The 16,860-nt window shown below is 62.6% G+C and carries 20 protein-coding genes and 1 tRNA gene; 13 read left to right on the top strand and 8 right to left on the bottom strand.

Features of this window, described 5'->3' with window-relative positions:
• The first annotated feature begins 369 nt into the window (after window positions 1-369).
• The 3 genes from KBY75_RS14505 to KBY75_RS14495 all read left to right on the top strand — a co-directional run bounded on the left by KBY75_RS14505 (window position 370) and on the right by KBY75_RS14495 (window position 3,787).
• Window positions 370-1,233 (top strand): LysR substrate-binding domain-containing protein, encoded by an 864-nt coding sequence (locus KBY75_RS14505; RefSeq protein WP_255024447.1) that lies wholly within the window; start codon window positions 370-372, stop codon window positions 1,231-1,233.
• Entirely contained in the window at window positions 1,188-2,531 is a 1,344-nt protein-coding gene (locus tag KBY75_RS14500; RefSeq protein WP_255024446.1) for a DUF6880 family protein, read from the top strand. Before KBY75_RS14505 ends, KBY75_RS14500 begins: the two co-directional genes overlap by 46 nt.
• 83 nt (window positions 2,532-2,614) lie before the next feature.
• The gene (locus tag KBY75_RS14495) at window positions 2,615-3,787 is read left to right on the top strand and encodes a Fic family protein (protein WP_255024445.1); all 1,173 of its coding nucleotides are present in this window, start codon (window positions 2,615-2,617) and stop codon (window positions 3,785-3,787) included.
• A gap of 345 nt (window positions 3,788-4,132) precedes the next feature.
• Here the strand turns inward: KBY75_RS14495 and KBY75_RS14490 are convergent, their stop codons facing one another.
• The gene (locus KBY75_RS14490; protein WP_255024444.1) at window positions 4,133-4,435 is read right to left on the bottom strand and encodes a hypothetical protein; all 303 of its coding nucleotides are present in this window, start codon (window positions 4,433-4,435) and stop codon (window positions 4,133-4,135) included.
• A 382-nt stretch (window positions 4,436-4,817) separates the two neighbouring features.
• Here KBY75_RS14490 and KBY75_RS14485 point away from each other — a divergent pair, with 382 nt between their 5' ends.
• The 5 genes from KBY75_RS14485 (at window position 4,818) to KBY75_RS14465 (ending at window position 6,360) form a co-directional block, all read left to right on the top strand.
• Window positions 4,818-5,213 (top strand): hypothetical protein, encoded by a 396-nt coding sequence (locus KBY75_RS14485; protein ID WP_255024443.1) that lies wholly within the window; start codon window positions 4,818-4,820, stop codon window positions 5,211-5,213.
• 167 nt (window positions 5,214-5,380) lie between these two features.
• Complete coding sequence (locus KBY75_RS14480) at window positions 5,381-5,563, top strand: hypothetical protein (RefSeq protein ID WP_255024442.1); 183 nt, start codon at window positions 5,381-5,383, stop codon at window positions 5,561-5,563.
• Window positions 5,564-5,609: 46 nt separating this feature from the next.
• Window positions 5,610-5,774, top strand: coding sequence for a hypothetical protein (locus KBY75_RS14475; RefSeq protein WP_255024441.1), 165 nt, complete (start codon window positions 5,610-5,612; stop codon window positions 5,772-5,774).
• On the top strand, window positions 5,774-6,097 hold the full coding sequence (locus KBY75_RS14470; protein ID WP_255024440.1) for a hypothetical protein: 324 nt from the start codon (window positions 5,774-5,776) through the stop codon (window positions 6,095-6,097). The genes KBY75_RS14475 and KBY75_RS14470 overlap by 1 nt, the downstream gene beginning before the upstream one ends.
• Entirely contained in the window at window positions 6,094-6,360 is a 267-nt protein-coding gene (locus tag KBY75_RS14465; RefSeq protein WP_255024439.1) for a hypothetical protein, read from the top strand. The genes KBY75_RS14470 and KBY75_RS14465 overlap by 4 nt, the downstream gene beginning before the upstream one ends.
• 620 nt (window positions 6,361-6,980) lie before the next feature.
• Here the strand turns inward: KBY75_RS14465 and KBY75_RS14460 are convergent.
• The 5 genes from KBY75_RS14460 to KBY75_RS14440 all read right to left on the bottom strand — a co-directional run bounded on the left by KBY75_RS14460 (window position 6,981) and on the right by KBY75_RS14440 (window position 11,537).
• Window positions 6,981-8,549: a DUF3987 domain-containing protein gene (locus KBY75_RS14460; RefSeq protein WP_255024438.1), complete on the bottom strand. Its 1,569-nt coding sequence runs from the start codon at window positions 8,547-8,549 to the stop codon at window positions 6,981-6,983.
• Window positions 8,542-9,309, bottom strand: coding sequence for a hypothetical protein (locus KBY75_RS14455; protein WP_255024437.1), 768 nt, complete (start codon window positions 9,307-9,309; stop codon window positions 8,542-8,544). Before KBY75_RS14455 ends, KBY75_RS14460 begins: the two co-directional genes overlap by 8 nt.
• A gap of 245 nt (window positions 9,310-9,554) precedes the next feature.
• Window positions 9,555-9,800 (bottom strand): hypothetical protein, encoded by a 246-nt coding sequence (locus KBY75_RS14450; protein WP_255024436.1) that lies wholly within the window; start codon window positions 9,798-9,800, stop codon window positions 9,555-9,557.
• Window positions 9,801-9,985: 185 nt separating this feature from the next.
• The gene (locus KBY75_RS14445; RefSeq protein ID WP_255024435.1) at window positions 9,986-11,293 is read right to left on the bottom strand and encodes a site-specific integrase; all 1,308 of its coding nucleotides are present in this window, start codon (window positions 11,291-11,293) and stop codon (window positions 9,986-9,988) included.
• A gap of 170 nt (window positions 11,294-11,463) precedes the next feature.
• Window positions 11,464-11,537 (bottom strand) — tRNA-Arg (locus tag KBY75_RS14440).
• A gap of 83 nt (window positions 11,538-11,620) precedes the next feature.
• On the opposite strand from KBY75_RS14440, the gene KBY75_RS14435 reads away from it, so the two are divergent.
• Window positions 11,621-11,854 (top strand): hypothetical protein, encoded by a 234-nt coding sequence (locus KBY75_RS14435; protein WP_255024434.1) that lies wholly within the window; start codon window positions 11,621-11,623, stop codon window positions 11,852-11,854.
• Between the two features lie 50 nt (window positions 11,855-11,904).
• Window positions 11,905-12,633, top strand: a complete 729-nt coding sequence (locus KBY75_RS14430; RefSeq protein ID WP_255024433.1) for a hypothetical protein — start codon at window positions 11,905-11,907, stop codon at window positions 12,631-12,633.
• Window positions 12,634-12,644: 11 nt separating this feature from the next.
• Here KBY75_RS14430 and KBY75_RS14425 read toward each other — a convergent pair whose 3' ends face one another.
• Window positions 12,645-12,884, bottom strand: coding sequence for a hypothetical protein (locus tag KBY75_RS14425; RefSeq protein WP_254935773.1), 240 nt, complete (start codon window positions 12,882-12,884; stop codon window positions 12,645-12,647).
• A gap of 39 nt (window positions 12,885-12,923) precedes the next feature.
• On the bottom strand, window positions 12,924-13,847 hold the full coding sequence (gene rsmI / locus KBY75_RS14420; protein WP_255024431.1) for a 16S rRNA (cytidine(1402)-2'-O)-methyltransferase: 924 nt from the start codon (window positions 13,845-13,847) through the stop codon (window positions 12,924-12,926).
• Here rsmI and KBY75_RS14415 point away from each other — a divergent pair.
• The 3 genes from KBY75_RS14415 (at window position 13,846) to KBY75_RS14405 (ending at window position 16,738) form a co-directional block, all read left to right on the top strand.
• Window positions 13,846-14,781 (top strand): 3'(2'),5'-bisphosphate nucleotidase CysQ, encoded by a 936-nt coding sequence (locus KBY75_RS14415; protein ID WP_255024430.1) that lies wholly within the window; start codon window positions 13,846-13,848, stop codon window positions 14,779-14,781. The two genes, rsmI and KBY75_RS14415, sit on opposite strands and share 2 nt — an antisense overlap.
• Before the next feature lie 189 nt (window positions 14,782-14,970).
• Window positions 14,971-16,263, top strand: a complete 1,293-nt coding sequence (locus KBY75_RS14410) for a sugar transferase (RefSeq protein ID WP_255024429.1) — start codon at window positions 14,971-14,973, stop codon at window positions 16,261-16,263.
• A 295-nt stretch (window positions 16,264-16,558) separates the two neighbouring features.
• Window positions 16,559-16,738 carry a hypothetical protein gene (locus KBY75_RS14405; RefSeq protein ID WP_255024428.1) on the top strand — a complete coding sequence of 60 codons (180 nt, stop codon included), beginning with the start codon at window positions 16,559-16,561 and terminating at the stop codon, window positions 16,736-16,738.
• Window positions 16,739-16,860 lie beyond the last annotated feature (122 nt).

Below are 16,860 nucleotides of genomic sequence, written 5' to 3'. Positions count from 1 at the left end.
TGATCCCGAAATGAGCCGATAGAGCCAACAATTTCCGGCCTCAGAGGCAAATCAAGGCCAAAGGCAGCTTTGCCCGGTCTCAAGAGGCACTTAACTCCCTGTTGCCCAGAGCTTCCTTAGCTGAGCGCCACGGCGATATCCAGCTACACAAGTAGGCCGCAAATGATTAATTATGCAGAAACTGAAAGATTCTGTTTTGTTCGTTACACTCGGCTTGGTGTTTTTGCTTTTTTGCGACAGAATAATTCGGTTTGCAGTGGGGGGGTGGTCGAGCTTGATTGTCTAGCCGCCTTGGATGGTCTGGTTTGGCTGTGCACGGGCCATCAGGTTGAAGCCAGGTTCGGGATCAGTCAATCCAGCGCGAGTCGCTTGAGTCGCAAGTGCGCTGAGGTGTTTGGCCTCTCCCTGGTCAGGGGCGGTTCCGAGTGGAGCGTCAAGGGTGATACGACACTGCTCAATCTTGAGCGTCGTGTTCATCAAGCGGTGCGGTGGACCAGTGGTAGGCATTTGCGTCTGGAGGCGCAGCACTGGTCTGGCCCGTTGCTCTGTGAGCCGGCTCCAGCAGGTTGGATTGCTGGCTGTTTTCACTTTCATGAATACGAAAGGCCGCTGCAGCTGCTGAGGGAAGGGGTGATTGACGCCTGGGTGGCTTCCTATCCCGATGTCCCAGCTGCCACTGACCCCGCCATTGCCTGCATTGGCTTGAGCCGAATGCCGATTTGGCTGGTGGTCGATCAATCTCATCCGTTGCTTGAGCTTGGTGAGCAGGTCACATTTGCCGACGTGGCTGCCTATCCCTGTATGCCCCTGCCTGATGGCGCCTTTCCTAAATTTCAGGCTGTCCTGGAAGCCTGTGGCTTGTGGAACGTCGGCAGCCCAGAACGGATTAGGAATCCTTCCTGGTTTGGTGAAGTTAATTGTGAAGATCTCCTTGTTGGTTTCGCAACTCCCCTCTCCCTACTTCTCAGTGGCGATTGCTGCAGGGTGCTGCCCCTAAAGCTGCCTTTAGAGGTTGGCGATGCCCTCCTAGTGCCAAGGCAATACGAGCGTGCCCCCCAAACGCTGCAGTTGCTGGCGGATCTTCGTTCGCGTTTGGAGAGCCTCGCCGGCGCCGCTCCAGACATGGTGGTGTTAGACGGGTTCGAGCACCCAAGTGCAACCCCAAGCGACAAGCCCTTTAAGGAGCAATGGCTGCCAAGCGCACCCTCAATGCCAAAAACCTCGAAGGGCTAGGCGCGGCCGTCCTCGCCGAATTGCTGATTGAGGTGAGTGCTGGCAGTGCGGTGATGCAGCGCCGTTTGCGGCTGGCGCTAGCTGCTGCTGAGGGTGCCGGCGGAGCGGCCCAGGAGGTGCGCAAGCGCTTGGCAGCCCTGGCCCGTGCCACCACCTTTGTTGATTCGCGCAAGCGCAAAGCTTTGGTGGTTGAGCTGGAGGCCCAGCACCAGGCCATCGCTGGACCGGTGGCTGCAGTGGATCCGCCGCTGGCTCTGGAGTTGCTGCTGCGTTTTCTCGAGCTGGCAGATGGTGTGCTGGATCGCTGCTCCGACAGCACGGGCATCGTGATTGGCCTGTTCCAGAGGGCCGTGGTTGACGTCGGGCCGCTGGCCAGCGCGGCCGCCGTGCCCGCCGAAGCGCTGGCTGAGCAGCTGCTGGAGCTGGTGTTTGAAAACGGCCACGGCCAATTTGACGACTTGATCCCGGCGGTGGCCGATGCCCTTGGCGATCCGGGCCTGCGACTTCTCGAGCAAGGCTGCCGCGAGCGGGGTGCCTGCGATGGTCACCCAGCCCTGCTGCAGATCGCTGAATGCCTGGGTGATGTGGATGGCTATGTGGCCCAGTTTGATGCCAAGCAATTGGCCTGGCCCCCCACCGCCGCGGATGTGGCAAGTCATTTGCTGCAGGCGGGCCGCATCCAGCAGGCCCTGGCGGTGCTGGATGGCGCGGCCAGGGCTGCGGCTGCCTGGCATTCCCCTGAGTGGGACGACACCCGCATCGTCGTGCTTGAGGCCCTGGGCCGCAACGACGAGGCTCAGCAGTTGCGTTGGGCTTGTTTTGCCAAAACCCTCTCGGCTAGCCATTTGCGCCAACACCTCAAACGGCTTGCTGCCTTCGAGGACGTAGAGGCGGAGGAGCGGGCCTTTGCGGTGGCTGAGCACCATCCCATGCGGCTGCTGGCCCTCGATTTCCTCGTGCGCTGGCCCGCAGTGGCGCGGGCTGGGCGCCTAGTGCTCGCCCATGGGCCCGACGACTGGGATGGTGAGGCCTTCGCAATCCTTGCCCCAGCGGCTGAGCGGCTCAGCGCTGAGCAGCCGCTGGCCGCCACGGTGCTGCTGCGGTCGATGTTGGTTTTTGCCCTGTCGACGGGCCGCACCAAGCGCTACCGGCACGCTGCCGAGCACTTGGTCAGCTGTGAGCTGCTGGCCGCGCGCATCGACGACTGGCAGGGCGTGGAGCGCCACGAGAGCTTCGTGGGTCGCATTCGGGAGGTCTTTGGCGGCCGCTGGAGCTTCTGGTCTCTGGTGGAGCGCTGAGGCTCTGGCAGGCTGGCCCTCTATTCACGGGAAGGCCGTTTCTTTGAATAAGCTGGCTGGGTATTTAAGGTTGCCTGGGTGTAGTGCGGCGCGAGGCCACCGGCCACTACGAGTTCAGCGCCACCGCTGGGGAAACGGTGAGGGCTTTTGTGCCCGACCCGCTGCCGCCAGAGCCCCCGGTGTTGCTGGTGGGGCCACTGCAGGCGCTGCATGAGCGGGCGCTGCTGGCCTGCGGCCGCCTTGATGGCGTTTCCACCCTGCTGCCTGATCCAGAGCTGTTCCTCTACGCCTACGTGCGCCGCGAGGCCCTGCTCTCCTCCCAGATAGAGGGCACCCAGTCGTCGCTTTCTGATCTGCTGCTGTTCGAGCTGCAGGAAGCACCCGGCGTTCCCTTTGACGATGTGGTGGAGGTCTCCAGCTATGTGGCCGGGCTGGAGCATGGCCTGGCCAGGCTGGCGGAGGGGTTCCCGCTCTCCTGTCGCCTGCTGCGTGAGATCCACGGCCGGCTGCTGAGTCGCGGTCGCGGCGCCGATCGCCTGCCGGGGGAGTTCCGGCGCAGCCAGAACTGGATCGGCGGCACCCGCCCAGGCAATGCCCGCTTCGTGCCGCCCCCGCCGGGGCTAGTAGATGACTGCATGGGGCTGCTGGAGCAGTTCATCCATGGCGGCCACCACGGTGAGCACTCTCTGCCGGTGCTGGTACGCGCCGCCCTGGTCCATGTGCAGTTCGAGACTATCCACCCATTTCTCGATGGCAACGGCCGCCTGGGCCGGCTGCTGATTGTGCTGATGCTGATTGAGGCTGGCGTGCTCCAGCAGCCGCTGCTCTACTTGAGCCTGTTCTTCAAGCAGCACCGCAGCCGCTACTACGAGCTGCTCGACGGCGTGCGCCAGCAGGGCGACTGGGAGGCCTGGCTCGGGTTTTTCCTGGAGGGGGTGGAGAGCACGGCCTCAGCCGCGGTGGCTACGGCTCAGCGGCTGCTGGCGCTGTTCCATACGGATGAAGCGCGACTGGGAGAACTGGGCCGCTTTGGCCCCAGCGTGCGCTTGGTCTACGCGGCCCTGAGGCTGCGGCCGCTCACCAGCACCAAGCAGCTCAAGGAGCTGAGTGGGCTTAGCTTCCCCACCGCCGGCAAGGCGATCGAGGCCCTAGTGGATCTCGGCATCGCTAGGGAGATCACGGGCGGACGGCGCAATCGTCTGTTCGCCTACGACGCCTACCTGGCGATCCTCAGCGAGGGAACTGAGCCGCTCTGAGCGTTCTGCTCCATCGCATCGGCCAGCCGCCGCCCCTGCAACCTGGAGAGTGAGGAAACAGAACCGATTGAAACGCCCCCTGTTGGATTCGAACCAACGACCGGCTGCTTAGAAGGCAGCTTGGCTATTCGCTGAGATTCGTTGCCCTGCAGCTGTTTTGGGTATTTGTTGCATTGTGTTTTGCGCCAAACCGTGCGCCAAGGCATCCGCTTAGGGGGTCAGCCCCTATCAGCGCCCATCGCCTCCGCTACGGCTGTCATCGCGTCGGCTAGCTGCTGGCCCTGGAGCAGTAGTTGCTGAAGGGAGCTGCTCCCATGATGGGCCGAGGCCGGCTGCGCTCACCATTTAGGGGCAGTAGGTCTTCACCCAGGAGAGAGCCTCGGCCTTGCTCATGCCCTTGTATTCGATCCTCGGGCCACTGGTGTAGCAGGGGCCCACTACCTCGGAGCCGTCATCCCAATAGGCCCCGAGATATACCTTGTTGCCGTCGTAGATCGCTTGGCACACCTCCACCCTGTTTCTCCCTTTATCGCGGGTGGTGCGGCAATGGCTGTCTTTCCAGTCATCTCCAGGCTCCCAGGCTTGAGCGGTTGTTGGCGCCAGGGCCAGGCCGATGCAGCCCGTGAGTGCAAGCAGGTGTCTGAACATGAGCTTCTTGATTCGCCTGAGCAAGTCTCTACCAGATCACGAGGCTCCGTGGCTGCGGCTTCATCTGTATCTCTGCTGCTGCGCTGGAGATCAGCAAGGCGCGCAGCTATTGCGGCGGAGTTGTGCATTGCAGTGTCGCGGGGCGCTACTGCTGCGCTCACCCGTCGACTTGCTGAGTATATACCAATCGGGCCCCACTAGCATGTAGTAACTGCAATCAAAGGGTGACCAAACCTGTCAGGCCTGTATCGGTGCTGGGTGATGCTTTGCTCCGGCAACTGCAAATAGAGGTGCAGCAGCATCGACACCAGGACGATGATTGTATGCCGGCCCCAGATCCGCTGGATTCACCGCAATCCCGCCGCGCCATGGAGGTGTCGGCATGAACGACCTCGACACGGCAATCAGCAAGGCACATAGCGCCGCTGAGGCAACAGAGCAGCAGGCAAGGCACCTAGAGGCCCGCATCGTTAAGGCCGGTGGCACTCCCCCGTTGCGGCAGTACGGCAGCGCCGTTAGTGCTGATGCAATCCGCAAAAACCTAACGCTGGTATCTGTATTGAACCGGCATGACCCAGAGCTGGCCAGTTATTTAGGCGTTCAAACCGGAAACTATCGCCGGGCTGCTGAAGAACGCGAGGCCCGCATCCTGCGTGGCAAGGCGCTGGAGATGGAAACCGCCCGCCTGCGAGAGGTAAATGCTGCCAGCACCCGCTACAGAGAGCAGCAAAACCTCGCAGGCCGGAACCCGATGACCGGTCGCCGGTGGGGGATCTGATGCTGAGCAGACCGCACCCAGCCGCAGGATGGTTGCACCTCGCGCCTGCTGATTGGCGGGCAACACTGCAAAAACAAATCGAAGAACGTGATCGACTAAATGATCCAAACCACTCCGGCCCGGCACCAGCTTTTCTGGTGTGGGTGCGTGAGGTGCAGATGCCCGCGTTGGCGCAACGTGCGCAATATCGACAGCAGTTCGCTGATCGTGGCCAGGAGCTGCTGCTGAAACTTGCAGGGCTACAGCATCAAGTCGATGGCGGCCGCCTGGATCTGGAGCCTGCTGCTGGTATTTGCCGCCGCGAGATCCAATGGATCAGCGACCTGGTGGAGGTGCCCCATGGGAGCTAGCCGTACCTGGACACCAGACCTCCCCGCATCGTGGCAATCCTTTTGGTTGGAACGTATCTATCCGCTGAAGACACCAGCGGCGGAAGGATCAATCCTTGACCCGTTGCCTGCTGCTGGAGCCGAGGCGCAACGTATCCGGGCCTATGGCTGGGTCTGGGGCTGGTGGGGCCTGACCGAGGCGCAACGAAATCATTTTCGTGAGCTTGGTTGATGACAGCCGCTGCCGCTGCTGACCGCCTGGACGCTGCTGTACGGCTGCTGCTGGAGGGCAACAGTCCCCATATGGTTGTTGCCGATATTGCCGCCCGGTACGGCTGCTGTAAGCGCACAGGCCGCAACGTGGTTGCCAAGGCCTACCAGCAGATCCAAAAGGATGTTGCTGATGTTGGTTTGGATCGCAAGGCATTAACAGCCCAGACCGTGCATTGCCTACAGGCAGGGATGGCACAGGCGTTAGCAACCAATCAGATCGGCTCCGTTATCGGCACTGCCAGGGAGCTGCGGGAGCTGCTGGGACTGGGGCCACAACGATGAGCACCGCCGCCGAGATCAATGAGGCGTTCAGCAAGGTTGATGAGTTTCTTCTGGCTGCCGGTGAGGTAGCCCCCTGGGTGGAGCTGCTGCTGGCTAGGGCACAGCAGCAAGGAGTAACTGAAACCAGGATCACCAACCACCTAGGGCTAAATGCCACGGTTGTGAGATGGCTGCGGGCAGTGGCGCCCGATGCCACTACCGACCGCATTGACCTGGACGAGGCGGACGTGGGGGAGCTGGTGCTGAGGTGGGCGCGGAGATAAGAATTTGTATAAGCCAAGGGCCACAACTGCTGGCAGCTGGCTATGTCAATATCCGCAGAATGACTTGACTTTTTGTGGTTATTTTGGTAAAATATGTAAGCAGGCAAAGAAAGTTTGCAAAAAACACGGTATGGAAAATTATGTTTTACTTTATAATCACTGTTAGGGCGCTGTTAATTGCATACGATATATGGGAGGTAATTGAAAAACGAAGTAATAGGTAAATCGGTGGGGAGGAGATACATAAAGCACTCCCCGTGCTCCTGGGTGCTCAGGTGCTGCGCAGGGTTTGACGCATTCAGGGCTGCAGGCTTGCTTGCCGGCTAAGTGATAGCAATAGGTCTGGGCTGATTGACCTGCTGCTGAGCCGGCAGAGGGTTTGGGCGAGGGTAGGCCGGTAGGTTGGACCGCCTACCCGGTGATCCACTGCGCTGCAATGGATTTGCCTGAAGGTAGGTTGGTAGGCCGGTAGGCGGTGATAAACAAAAAAGGATCGGGTCAGAAAGAAAAGAGAGAAAACAACCTACCGACCTACTTACTGCTTAGATCCCTGATCTGGCCTAGGTTCTGAAGGTAGGTTGTGACGCCTACCTTCGGCCTACCGGCCTACCGACCTACCGCTACGGCAGCGCCTTGGTGGCTCGGTAGGTAGTGGCGCTGCGCTTCCCCACCTCCACCTCCCCGTAGCCCGCGCGGGCCAGCGCATGCATCGCTGCGGCTGCAGTGGCGAGGTCCGTGCTGTCCCTTTGCGCTCTGCTCAGTCGGTTCTGGATTTGTTTCCACCCAACTGGTTCCCCTGTGGCCTCGGCAATTCGGTGGATGGTGCGCATCAGCTGGGTGCCACCACCGGCTGCCACCTCTGCATGGAGCCCCAGCGCCCAGGCATCAAGGTGATCCACAAGCGCTGTGGCCCGTTCGATGCAGCCGGCGGAGATGCAACCCTCCTTGGCTGCCTCTCCTGCAGCGAGGTGGAGGAGATGCAGCACTCCTGCTACCCGGAGCACCTTGCCGGCGGACTTGCCGTAGAGGGCTGATTGCGCGCCGATGGTCGCCTCCTGTGCTGCCCGTTGCCGCTGGTACTCGTACCCCACAAACAAATCTGTGGCTTCGTGATCCAGCCGGTAGGTGGCGGGTGTCAGCTTGTAGATGGTGCGGCAGACCTTGGCCAGGGTGCCTGCTGCAGCCTCCACGTTTGCTTCCTCTGCGGGGGTAGTAGCCCTTGGCAGTGCAATGGCTCGCGGCGGTAGCGGAACAAATAGGAATCGTGCCCAAAGTCCTGATGCATCGCCCTTGGCTACCAGCTCGCGCAGCACCTCCGGCTGGGTGCTGCCGTAGATCGACACTTGGGAGCGGGTGTAGATCCGATCGCCTGCGATTCGCAGGCTGGTAAGCCCTCCACCGTCAAACAGCTCTAGTAGCTGCTGCTCATCGCCGCCTCTGCCTCCCTTGTATTGGTTGAGGCTGGCGAACAGGCCTGCCAGCTCATCGCGGTAAATGAGCAGCCCCGAGCCTGCATCCTCTTGCGCCTGCAGCAGAGCTGCTAGTGCTTCCCCGGTGTATTCGCTCACCCTGAGGCGCCTTGGGAATGGAGGTGAGGGCTGTCCCTCGCTTTTCTTCATGCCTTGGCAGGCCTTTGCCCAAGCTTCCTGCTCCCGCTTGTTGGCCATGGCCATCTCACTCACTAGCTCATTGGTTGGAGACACCACTGCCAGGCGGCCAAGAGGGCTTTTCTTGGCGCCGCTTTTCGCCACGGTGCAAGCAAAAAGGTTCACCGGGACGCAGAAGCTCGCTACCGCGCAGCCATCCACTTGGGTGCCGAGTTTTACCAGTCCTGCCACGGCGGCAAGGAAAGGCAATGCAGCAGAGGGGCCATCTGTTGGCAGGTATTTGCATCGCGTCTCAAGTGCTGAGGCGATGCTTGGGGGCAGGAGATAGCCAAGGGTGAGCACTTGGCCGAGATCCCGGCGATCCGACTCTGCAGCGAGGTTGGCTGCTTCGGAGGCAATGGCGTATTTGGCCTGATGCTCACCTTTTACGGCATCAGCGATCCGCTGAATTGCATTGACTTGGATCTCGCTGGTGGCTGCCAGCTTTGTCACCAGAGCCTGCAACTCAACGCTGCCAATCCCCTCGGTGATTGCATCTCGTAGCCCTTGGGTTGCCTCCTCAATGGTGATTAGCTCAGCCATTGCCGCACCCCCTAGGTCGGTGAGCCTTGAAGCTGAGAACATCGCCCTCAGCGATCGGGGTGCGCTTCACCAGCGCCCAGCCATCCACTACCTGCCCGATGCGCAGTGGCCCGTGGGCTGCCTCAGCGCTGAAGGTGGAGCCGGGCATGCAGAGAATCAGGCCCTGCCGGGTTTGCTCACACCACAGCGACCCATGCCGCCCGCAGATCGGGCAGGGGTCAAGTCGCTGGGTGCCATGGCGCCGAGAGCTTGGTTTGCTGCCGCTGGAGAGCCTCTGGCGGCAATCTGCAGCAACCTGCAGCGCATGAGCCCACCATCGTTCTGGGGGTGCTGCAAGCGCCTCTGGACCCATACCAGCTGGCCAGTAGTAGGTGCCGTTGCTGCTGGGATGCTCACCCAGCACGATCACCTGGCGGCCACCATCGAAGAACACCTCCAGCGCCTCGCCCTTGGCGGTGATGGTCTTGGCGGCGGTGATGGTCTTGCCTTGAAACTCAGCTCCACCTGGCAACTCGGTGAGCTGCTTCAGCGTGGGCCGGAACAACACCTTCAGCCTGGCGGGGTCGGTGTTGCGATGCACCTGCCAAGTGCTCACCTCGGTGGGGTCCAGCCCCAAGGCGAGGGAGGTTGCCCCGTCAAAGTCAAAGGCCAGCAACGGGCCGGTGAGCATGCCCGTGCGGGCACCTACCGAGCGGATGCCGTAGCGCCCCTGCAGCTGCTCCACGGTGAAGCCACCATGGTGCTGCCAACCCTCAAGCATGGGGCCCTTTTGCTCGGTGCCCCACCCGATCGGCAGCAGAGCAAGATCCGCCTCAAAAGGCTGCAGCCGGTGAAGGTCTTGACGCCATTGCGCACGATCTGGCGCATAACTAGCTGCTGGGGCATCCTGTAGCCCAGTTGGTGCAGTTGATTTGCCGTGATTGTCCAGCTGCAGCCGCTGCAGGAGGTCAGGTAACCTTGGAGCATCTCCATGCCCTCGGCTCCCGCGAATTGTGGGAGCCATTTTTATGCTCCCACCGCTTGCTTGAGCACTGCTTCACCGCGCTGCCGAATCACGCCCCGGTGATGAAAAGCAGCCCTGATCCTCTCCACATTCCAGAGGATTGAGGCGCTGTGGCTTGAGCCGAGGATGTAATCCTCACCACCCACTAGGAAGCCGCCGTGGGAGTCTCGGCAGCGCTTGAGGTGGTTCTGGCTGCAGCCCAGAGCCTCGGCTGCCGTAGGGGTGCGGAGCCATTGGTGATTGGCCATTGGATTGGCTGTTGGTTACAGCGCAACGTATGGGCCTTAGTTGATACTTAAGCCGCCCTAATCAGCCCTGGTCAACCCTGCTGCTCTTGGTATTGGCTGCAAATACTGTGATCTTGATTTTTCGCTAATAACGCCTCTTTATGGCATCGCAAAAAGCCATAAGCGAAGGTGAGGGTCCTCGTGGCTCATGCCCCAACTGGGTGCACCCCTTGATTGAATCGTTCCACCGCTGCCTCCAGTGATGCCTCATCAGTCCAGCTGCCGTAGTGCTTTAGGTGTGTTGCAACGTTGTGGCCCATCAGCGCTGCTGTGATTCGTGGATGCATCGCATTGGCGCTGCAGCAGTGGGCCCGCCACGCATAACCGTGCCGCAATGAGTACGGGGTAAGGCCAGGGGTGCGGGCTACCAGTGACTGCCAGGGCCGGTAGCGCTCCAGCTTTTGCGCAAACTCAGCTCCTACATCTTGGAAGCGGCCCTTCTCCTCCACCATGGCGATTTGATTGCGCAGCGACTTGGGCAACTTCATCAGTCCGCTGGCATAGAGCTGCAGCAGGCGCTCGCCCTCACCCTCGCGGCCTGCCACGTCGATCGGCTTCACCAGCCGGTGAGGTTTGGCCTTGGCGCCCATGGAGCTGCTGTTGCGCTTGACGTGTCCCACATAGCCCCGCCCTTCCTTCACGGTGAGCACCGCCAACTCAGCAGGCCGCAGCCCGTAAAGCCCCACCAGCCCCACCGCCAGCCGGAGCTCATGCTCACCATCAGCCTCCAGCTGATCCAGCAGGGCTGCCAGATCCTCTGGCTTGATTGGTGGGGTGAGCTTTTCGGCGGCGGTGGTTTCTGCTGAACCGATCAGCTCATTGATCTTGGCTTTGCTGGGTGGATAGAACCGCGTTGGTGCGCCGCACTCATCCACCGCATAGGTAAGGAAGCGGGCCACGTCTTGGAGGTTGCGCTTGCGGCCTACACCACCCGAAGGGCACCCCTCAAAGAACTTCTCCGCATAGCGCCGCATCAGGGTGTTGCCATCGCGGGGGCATGGCCTGCTTTTAAGTGCCTCCAGCGCGCGGGTCACCCTGGTTTTGATGTCCCCCAGCGTTGAGCTGCGGAGGCCCTCTTGAGATTTAAGGAAGCGGGCCGCGACCTCGGGCCACCCAGCAAAATCATCTCCTGACTGCTGCGGGCCACAAAGCAGCTTGGTGTTGAGCTTGTTGGCGTCCTGCAGGCTCAGCTTGCGCTCCTCCATCAGGGTGCGCAGCTGGCCCACCGTGGCGAGGATCGCTGTTGCATTGGTGGCCTTCCACTCCACAGGAGTCACCACGCTGCTGCGGGTGCGGTTCTCCCAGATGCGAGTGAGCTGGCATCGCCCTATGGGGTTGCGCTTAGTAGCGCCGATCTCCCGGACGCTCCAGCCCTTGCCGTGCTCCTGCTGGATGCTCAGCCGGAGCGTCTCAAACCACTGCTGACGAGGTGCCATGCGCCAAACGTGCGCCAAATGCGCCAAATGGGCCTCAGAACGACCGTGTGCCGGTGGTTTTGAGTGCCCGTATTCTGCGCCAAACCGTGCGCCAAGTGGCCCTACCTGGGTGCATCACGGTGCATCTGACCCACTGCCTGGGATGCGCAAGTCAATAAAAAACCCAGGCCAAGCCTGGGTTTTGCAGACGCCCCCTGTTGGATTCGAACCAACGACCGGCTGCTTAGAAGGCAGCTGCTCTATCCGGCTGAGCTAAGGGAGCAGCCTTTGCCATGATCGCTCAGGAGATGGGGGCTTCACAACTGCGGCCCTGGCGCCAGAGTGGTGGCAGTGATCCTTTTTGAAATGCGTTTCGCCCTGCTGCTCTCTGCTGCTGGCTTGCTGGCCCTTGCGGCGCCCTTGGGCGCCCAGGCTGTGAGCTTGGATGAGGCCTGCGGCAAATTTGCCGGCAAGCTCAGTGCCGCCCAGGCTGCGGGTGATACCCAAAAAGCCCAGACGATCTATCAGGAGGGCTCAGCGCGCATCGCTTCGAGGTTCAACGGTGCCACCTGCCCGAACGTCAAACCCCAAACCCCCTAAACCCGCTGGCTCTTTCGGCCTACACTGGTCTGCTGCGCAACGCTCGCCCCATGGCTGCCACCCGGCTCACTGACAGCCAGAAGATCGAGATCGTGGCTCGCTATCGCGCAGGGGAAGTCAGCGCCGAGCTGGCTGAGGCCTATGGCTGCAGCACCAACACCGTGAGCCGCGTGGTGAAGGCTGGGCTGGAGCCAGCCGAATACGAGCAGCTCAAACAGCAACGCAACCGGCCGCTCAAGCTTTCTCCAGAACAAGCTTCTCCAGAAGGAGACATTCCAGAACCAGTTGCATCAGAGCCTGAACCTCCAGAGCCCGCCGGCGGCGACGAAGAGCATGCGTTGCTGGCGATCGACGATGCCGATGATTTTGGCGATGACGCCAATGATCTCGACTTCGCCGACGACGATCTAGTCGACCAGTTTGTGGCCGTGCCGCTGTTGCTGGTGGATCACGTTGGCGAGCCGGCCCAATGCCAGCCGCTCGCAGATGCGCCCCTTCCAGCCAGCGTCTACATGCTGGTGGATAAAACAGTGGAGCTCCAAGCCAAGCCGCTCAAGGACTTCCCCGAGCTTGGCCCGCTACCCGATGGTGAAGAGGAGCGGCAGGCCCTTATGGTGTTTGCCAACCCCCGTCAGGCCAAACGCCACTGCGGCCGCACCCAGCGAGTGATCAAGGTGCCAGACACTCGCATCCTGGAGCGCACGGCGCCCTACCTGATTGCCCAGGGCATCAGCCGGGTGGTTATGGAGGGCAGCCTCTACTCCTTGCCCGGCAGTTAATCACCGGGCCCTTAATCCCCAGGCAGTTGCTCGTTGCGGGGGACGAGCAGGGCGGCGCTGCAGCCGCCACTGAGTACCCCAATCACTAGCGCGATGCCCACCAGAAAACCGGCTGGTAGGGGGGTGCTGCGGGCAAAGCCCAGGTTGAGGCTGGGGCGCTGGTCGAGGTTTTGAGCACCCAGGCAGAGGATCGCTAGCAGCAAGCCACCGCCCAGCAGGCTGGATGCAAGCAGGCGCAGGCGCACGACCATCAGTTGACCAGGTAATCGCTGTGGCGGCAGTCTGCCCGGTCAGGTCTCGGGCTGCAGCTGCTCCTGGTGCAGCAGGGCGTAGAGCTCCCGCTTGCTGTGGCCGGTGCGCTCGGCCAGCAGCTTGGCGGCGGCGTTGCTGCTGTGGCCGGCCCGCTGCAGCTCCTGCAGCTCGGCGCTGAGGGCAGCGCTATCCCAGGCCAGGGGCTCTGGCGGCAGGGCGCCTGCCAACACCAGGGTGCATTCCCCCTGGGGCGGCGTGCGGCGGAAGTGCTCGATGGCTGCGCTCACGCTGGGACCCACCTGCTCTTCGTGCTTTTTGGTGAGTTCGCGGGCGACGCGCAGGGGCCGATCACCCAGCACCGCCAGTAGATCATCGAGCAAATCGAGCAGCCGGTGCGGGGCTTCAAACAGCACCATGGTGCGCTGCTCAGTTTGCAGTTCCTGCAGTCGCTGACGGCGCTGGTTGGTCTTGGGCGGCAGGAAGCCCTCAAAGCAGAAGCGGCCGCACGGCAGGCCACTGCTCACCAGGGCGGTGGTGACGGCGCTGGGGCCGGGGATGCAAATCACGTTGTGCCCAGCTGTGCGGGCGGCCGCCACCAGCACCTCGCCGGGATCGGAGATGCCCGGCAGCCCGGCGTCACTGATCACGGCCAGGGCTTCGCCTGCGGCGAGGGCCGCGAGCAGTTCGGGGATGCGGGCGGTTTGGTTGTGGGCGTGGAAGCTCACCAGCCGCGGCCCCTGCTCTTTTTGACGCAGGCCGAGCTGATGCAGCAGCAGGCCGCTGCGGCGAGTGTCTTCGCAGGCGATCCGCTGCACGCCGGCGAGCACCTGGCGGGCGCGGGGCGAGAGGTCGGCCAGGTTGCCGATGGGGGTGCCCACCAGGTAGAGCACGCCGGGGGCGGGTTCGGGGGCTTGCACGGCTTGGGGTGGGCTCCTGCAAAATGCTGAACCCTGCCAACCCATGATGCCGGCTGCCCTCCCCTTGCCCTCTGGCATTGCGCTCGAAGCCTTGCTGGTGGAGCTGCGGCGGCTGAGCTGGGGCGCGGCCGACATCCTGCTGGCCTATGGCCGCGGCGAGCAGCCCCCCTATGGCTTCCCGCCGGCGTTGAGCGTGGATGAGGGCGGCGAGGGCCCGGTGAGTGCAGCGGATCTGGCGGTGAACCAGTGGCTGCTGGAGGGCCTGGCCGCAGCCTTCCCCACGGCGGAGTGGACCGTGCTGAGTGAGGAAACCGCCAAGGAGCAGCTCACTGAAGGCGAGCCCTTGGCGGCGGAGTGGCTGTGGATCCTCGACCCCCTCGATGGCACCAAAGACTTCCTGCAGGGCACGGGCGAATATGCGGTGCATCTGGCCCTGGTGCACGGCGGCGAACCGGTGTTGGGGGTGGTGCTGCTGCCGGTGCTGGAGGAGCTGTGGCTGGGCGTGATGCCAGGGTTGGCGGGCTCGGCCGGAGAGGCCTGGTGCGAAAGCCGAGCGGGCGAGCGCAGCCCGGTGCGGCTTAGTGGCCGGCGAGCTCTCGGCGAGCTGGTGCTGGTGGCCAGCCGCAACCACCGCGACCAGCGGCTCGAGCAGCTGCTGGCGGCCCTGGCCCTGGGCGACACCAAGGCAATCGGCAGCGTCGGCGGCAAGGTGGCCACGATTCTGCGCGGCGAAACGGATCTCTACATCTCCCTTTCGGGCAAGAGCGCCCCGAAGGATTGGGATATGGCAGCTCCTGAGGCGGTGTTACGCGCCGCCGGTGGCGCCTTCAGCCATGCCGACGGCCGCGCCTTGACCTACAACAGCGGTGACGTACGCCAAGCCGGCTGTTTAATCGCCAGTCACGGCCCAGCCCACGCCGAGCTGTGCGAAAAGGGGGCGGCGGCGCTGGCGGTGATTGATCCCGGTTTTGTTGTTTGAGGGCTAGAGGTTGGTGGCTGGAGGGGAGAGGTCGCTTTTTTGTGGTGGACTTAGCTAGGACTTAGCCCGGCTCTAAAAATGTTGTTGGCCCCTCCCCGGTCTTCAGTTTCTAGTTGGCGTTAGCTCAGCGATGAGCTGGCTGCAACCCTGCCCTTCCTAACTTGACTTTGCCTCGTTGATCCGCTGCCGATGCGTTTGCCCTGGCTGCGTGCCCGACTGCGTCTGGTCGTTCTGGCTGGTTGGGATCTGGTGATGCTGCTGCTGGCCTATGCCGGCATCTATCAGCTACGGATCGGTGGCTGGTGGGGCGAGAGCAGTGAGGCCTGGGGTTTCGCCCTGGCTTGGCTGGTGTTTTCCTATCTGCTGGGGCGCTACTCGCGCGAGAGCCCCCAGCGCAGCGTGGCCCTGCGCCGGCTGGGGCTGGCCCTGGCGGCGGCGGCCCTGCTGCTGCTGGCGGTGCAGCTGAACAGCTGGCTGGCGCGGGTGCTGATGGAGGCCACTCGCTTCCGCGGCTTCCTGCTTCCCTGGCTGGGGTTGGTGGTGCTGGGTTCCCTGCTTGGGCAGACGCTGCTGCGCCGCCGTTCGGTCGTTGGGCTGCCCTGGCTGCTGGTGGCCAGCCCCGCTGAGCAGCAGGTGCTGGAGCGGGAGCTGGCGGCGGCTGGGCGCGAGCTGGCGGGGGTGGCGATCAGCACAGCCGCTTTGGGGACGCAGCGGCCTAGCGAGCTGGGGGTGCTGCTGGCGGCACGGAAGCGGGGCCTGAGCTGCTGCGCTCTAGATAGCTGGTGCGAACGCCAGTTGCAGCGGCTGCCGCCGGAACTGTTCGACCCCGATGCCCTGCTGGTGGGTGAAGGCTTCCAGCTGCAGCCGGGCTGCTTCATCTGGCGCCTGAAGCGCTTTGGCGATGTGCTGGGGGCAGCGCTGCTGCTGTTGGCCACCGCACCGCTGCTGCTGCTGGCAATGCTGCTGATCAAGCTGGAGGACGGCGGCCCCCTGCTCTACCGCCAACACCGCAGTGGCCAATACGGCTCATTGATTTGGCTCACCAAACTGCGCACAATGGCGGTGGACGCTGAAGCCAGCGGTATTCGCTGGGCAACGCCCGGCGATCCGCGCATCACGCGCGTGGGCCACTGGCTGCGCCGCTGGCGCATCGACGAACTCCCCCAGCTGGTGAGCGTGCTCAGCGGTGAAATGAGCCTGATCGGCCCCCGACCCGAGCGTCCGGAGCTCGAACAACAACTTGAGGCCCAGATTCCCCAATACCGCCTGCGCCACTGGCTCCGCCCGGGCCTGAGCGGCTGGGCCCAGGTGTGCTTCCCCTACGGCGCCTCCGTGGCAGACAGCCGCGCCAAACTCAGCTATGACCTCTATTACCTGCGCAATGCTGGGCCGTTGCTGGATCTGCTGATTGCGGGGATGACGCTGCAGTTGATTGTGGGTGGGCGAGGCGCGCTGGCGTGCCGCTCGGGCCACGGCGGCTGAACTGCCACAGGGTGCCGCTGGAGCGGGCCAAGGAGGGCAAAACCGCTACCAGCGGCGATACCAACAGCGCAGTGATCAGTATCAGGGGATGTGGTTTTGGAAGACTCGCATTGCGAAAGTAGTGAAGCCTGTCTGAGGCCACGGCGAACAGATTGCAGCCGAGGATGAACAGCAGCGTGACGCCATAGTTTGCTGGCGCCGAGAGAATTACTCCGGCATAGATCAGAGTGATCAGCAAGTGCATGGCAGTTCCTGCGACCATCAGTGGTTCTCCCCTAGCCTGAAGACCCCGCGCTTGGCCATAGTTGAAATACTGACGAGCCAGTTCCTGAACGGTGGATCGGGGCTGGTAGTAGAGAGGAAGCTGGGGATAGATGAGGATTGGCTTGCCGGTGTGGGCGATCAGGCGTCTGTTGAAATTCTGGTCTTCGTTTGGTGTGGTGCTGGAGTCAAATCCACCGATCTGGATTGCTAGGGAGACTCTGGAGAACCAGTGCCATTCGCGGGACAATGGCCCTGTAATCGCTGACCAGGACTGAGGTAATGGGTGGCAAGCAGCTCGGCTTCTCTGATTACGAGCTCACCACCGCCAAAAAG

Source organism: Cyanobium sp. T1G-Tous (genome assembly GCF_024345455.1).
Classification (GTDB): domain Bacteria; phylum Cyanobacteriota; class Cyanobacteriia; order PCC-6307; family Cyanobiaceae; genus Cyanobium_A.
The sequence above is the reverse complement of the archived record's forward strand: the minus strand, read 5'-3'. Positions and strand labels throughout refer to the sequence as shown.

Excerpts from the sequence above, each read along its gene's own strand:
- KBY75_RS14470 (WP_255024440.1), top strand. The coding sequence starts at position 5,774 with ATGACAGCCGCTGCCGCTGCTGACCGCCTGGACGCTGCTGTACGGCTG.
- KBY75_RS14430 (WP_255024433.1), top strand. The coding sequence starts at position 11,905 with ATGGCTGCCACCCGGCTCACTGACAGCCAGAAGATCGAGATCGTGGCT.
- KBY75_RS14410 (WP_255024429.1), top strand. The coding sequence starts at position 14,971 with ATGCGTTTGCCCTGGCTGCGTGCCCGACTGCGTCTGGTCGTTCTGGCT.
- KBY75_RS14460 (WP_255024438.1), bottom strand. The coding sequence starts at position 8,549 with ATGGCTGAGCTAATCACCATTGAGGAGGCAACCCAAGGGCTACGAGAT.
- KBY75_RS14465 (WP_255024439.1), top strand. The coding sequence starts at position 6,094 with ATGAGCACCGCCGCCGAGATCAATGAGGCGTTCAGCAAGGTTGATGAG.
- KBY75_RS14455 (WP_255024437.1), bottom strand. The coding sequence starts at position 9,309 with ATGCTTGAGGGTTGGCAGCACCATGGTGGCTTCACCGTGGAGCAGCTG.
- KBY75_RS14485 (WP_255024443.1), top strand. The coding sequence starts at position 4,818 with ATGAACGACCTCGACACGGCAATCAGCAAGGCACATAGCGCCGCTGAG.
- KBY75_RS14450 (WP_255024436.1), bottom strand. The coding sequence starts at position 9,800 with ATGGCCAATCACCAATGGCTCCGCACCCCTACGGCAGCCGAGGCTCTG.
- KBY75_RS14415 (WP_255024430.1), top strand. The coding sequence starts at position 13,846 with ATGATGCCGGCTGCCCTCCCCTTGCCCTCTGGCATTGCGCTCGAAGCC.
- KBY75_RS14435 (WP_255024434.1), top strand. The coding sequence starts at position 11,621 with ATGCGTTTCGCCCTGCTGCTCTCTGCTGCTGGCTTGCTGGCCCTTGCG.
- KBY75_RS14490 (WP_255024444.1), bottom strand. The coding sequence starts at position 4,435 with ATGTTCAGACACCTGCTTGCACTCACGGGCTGCATCGGCCTGGCCCTG.
- KBY75_RS14500 (WP_255024446.1), top strand. The coding sequence starts at position 1,188 with ATGGCTGCCAAGCGCACCCTCAATGCCAAAAACCTCGAAGGGCTAGGC.
- rsmI (WP_255024431.1), bottom strand. The coding sequence starts at position 13,847 with ATGGGTTGGCAGGGTTCAGCATTTTGCAGGAGCCCACCCCAAGCCGTG.
- KBY75_RS14425 (WP_254935773.1), bottom strand. The coding sequence starts at position 12,884 with ATGGTCGTGCGCCTGCGCCTGCTTGCATCCAGCCTGCTGGGCGGTGGC.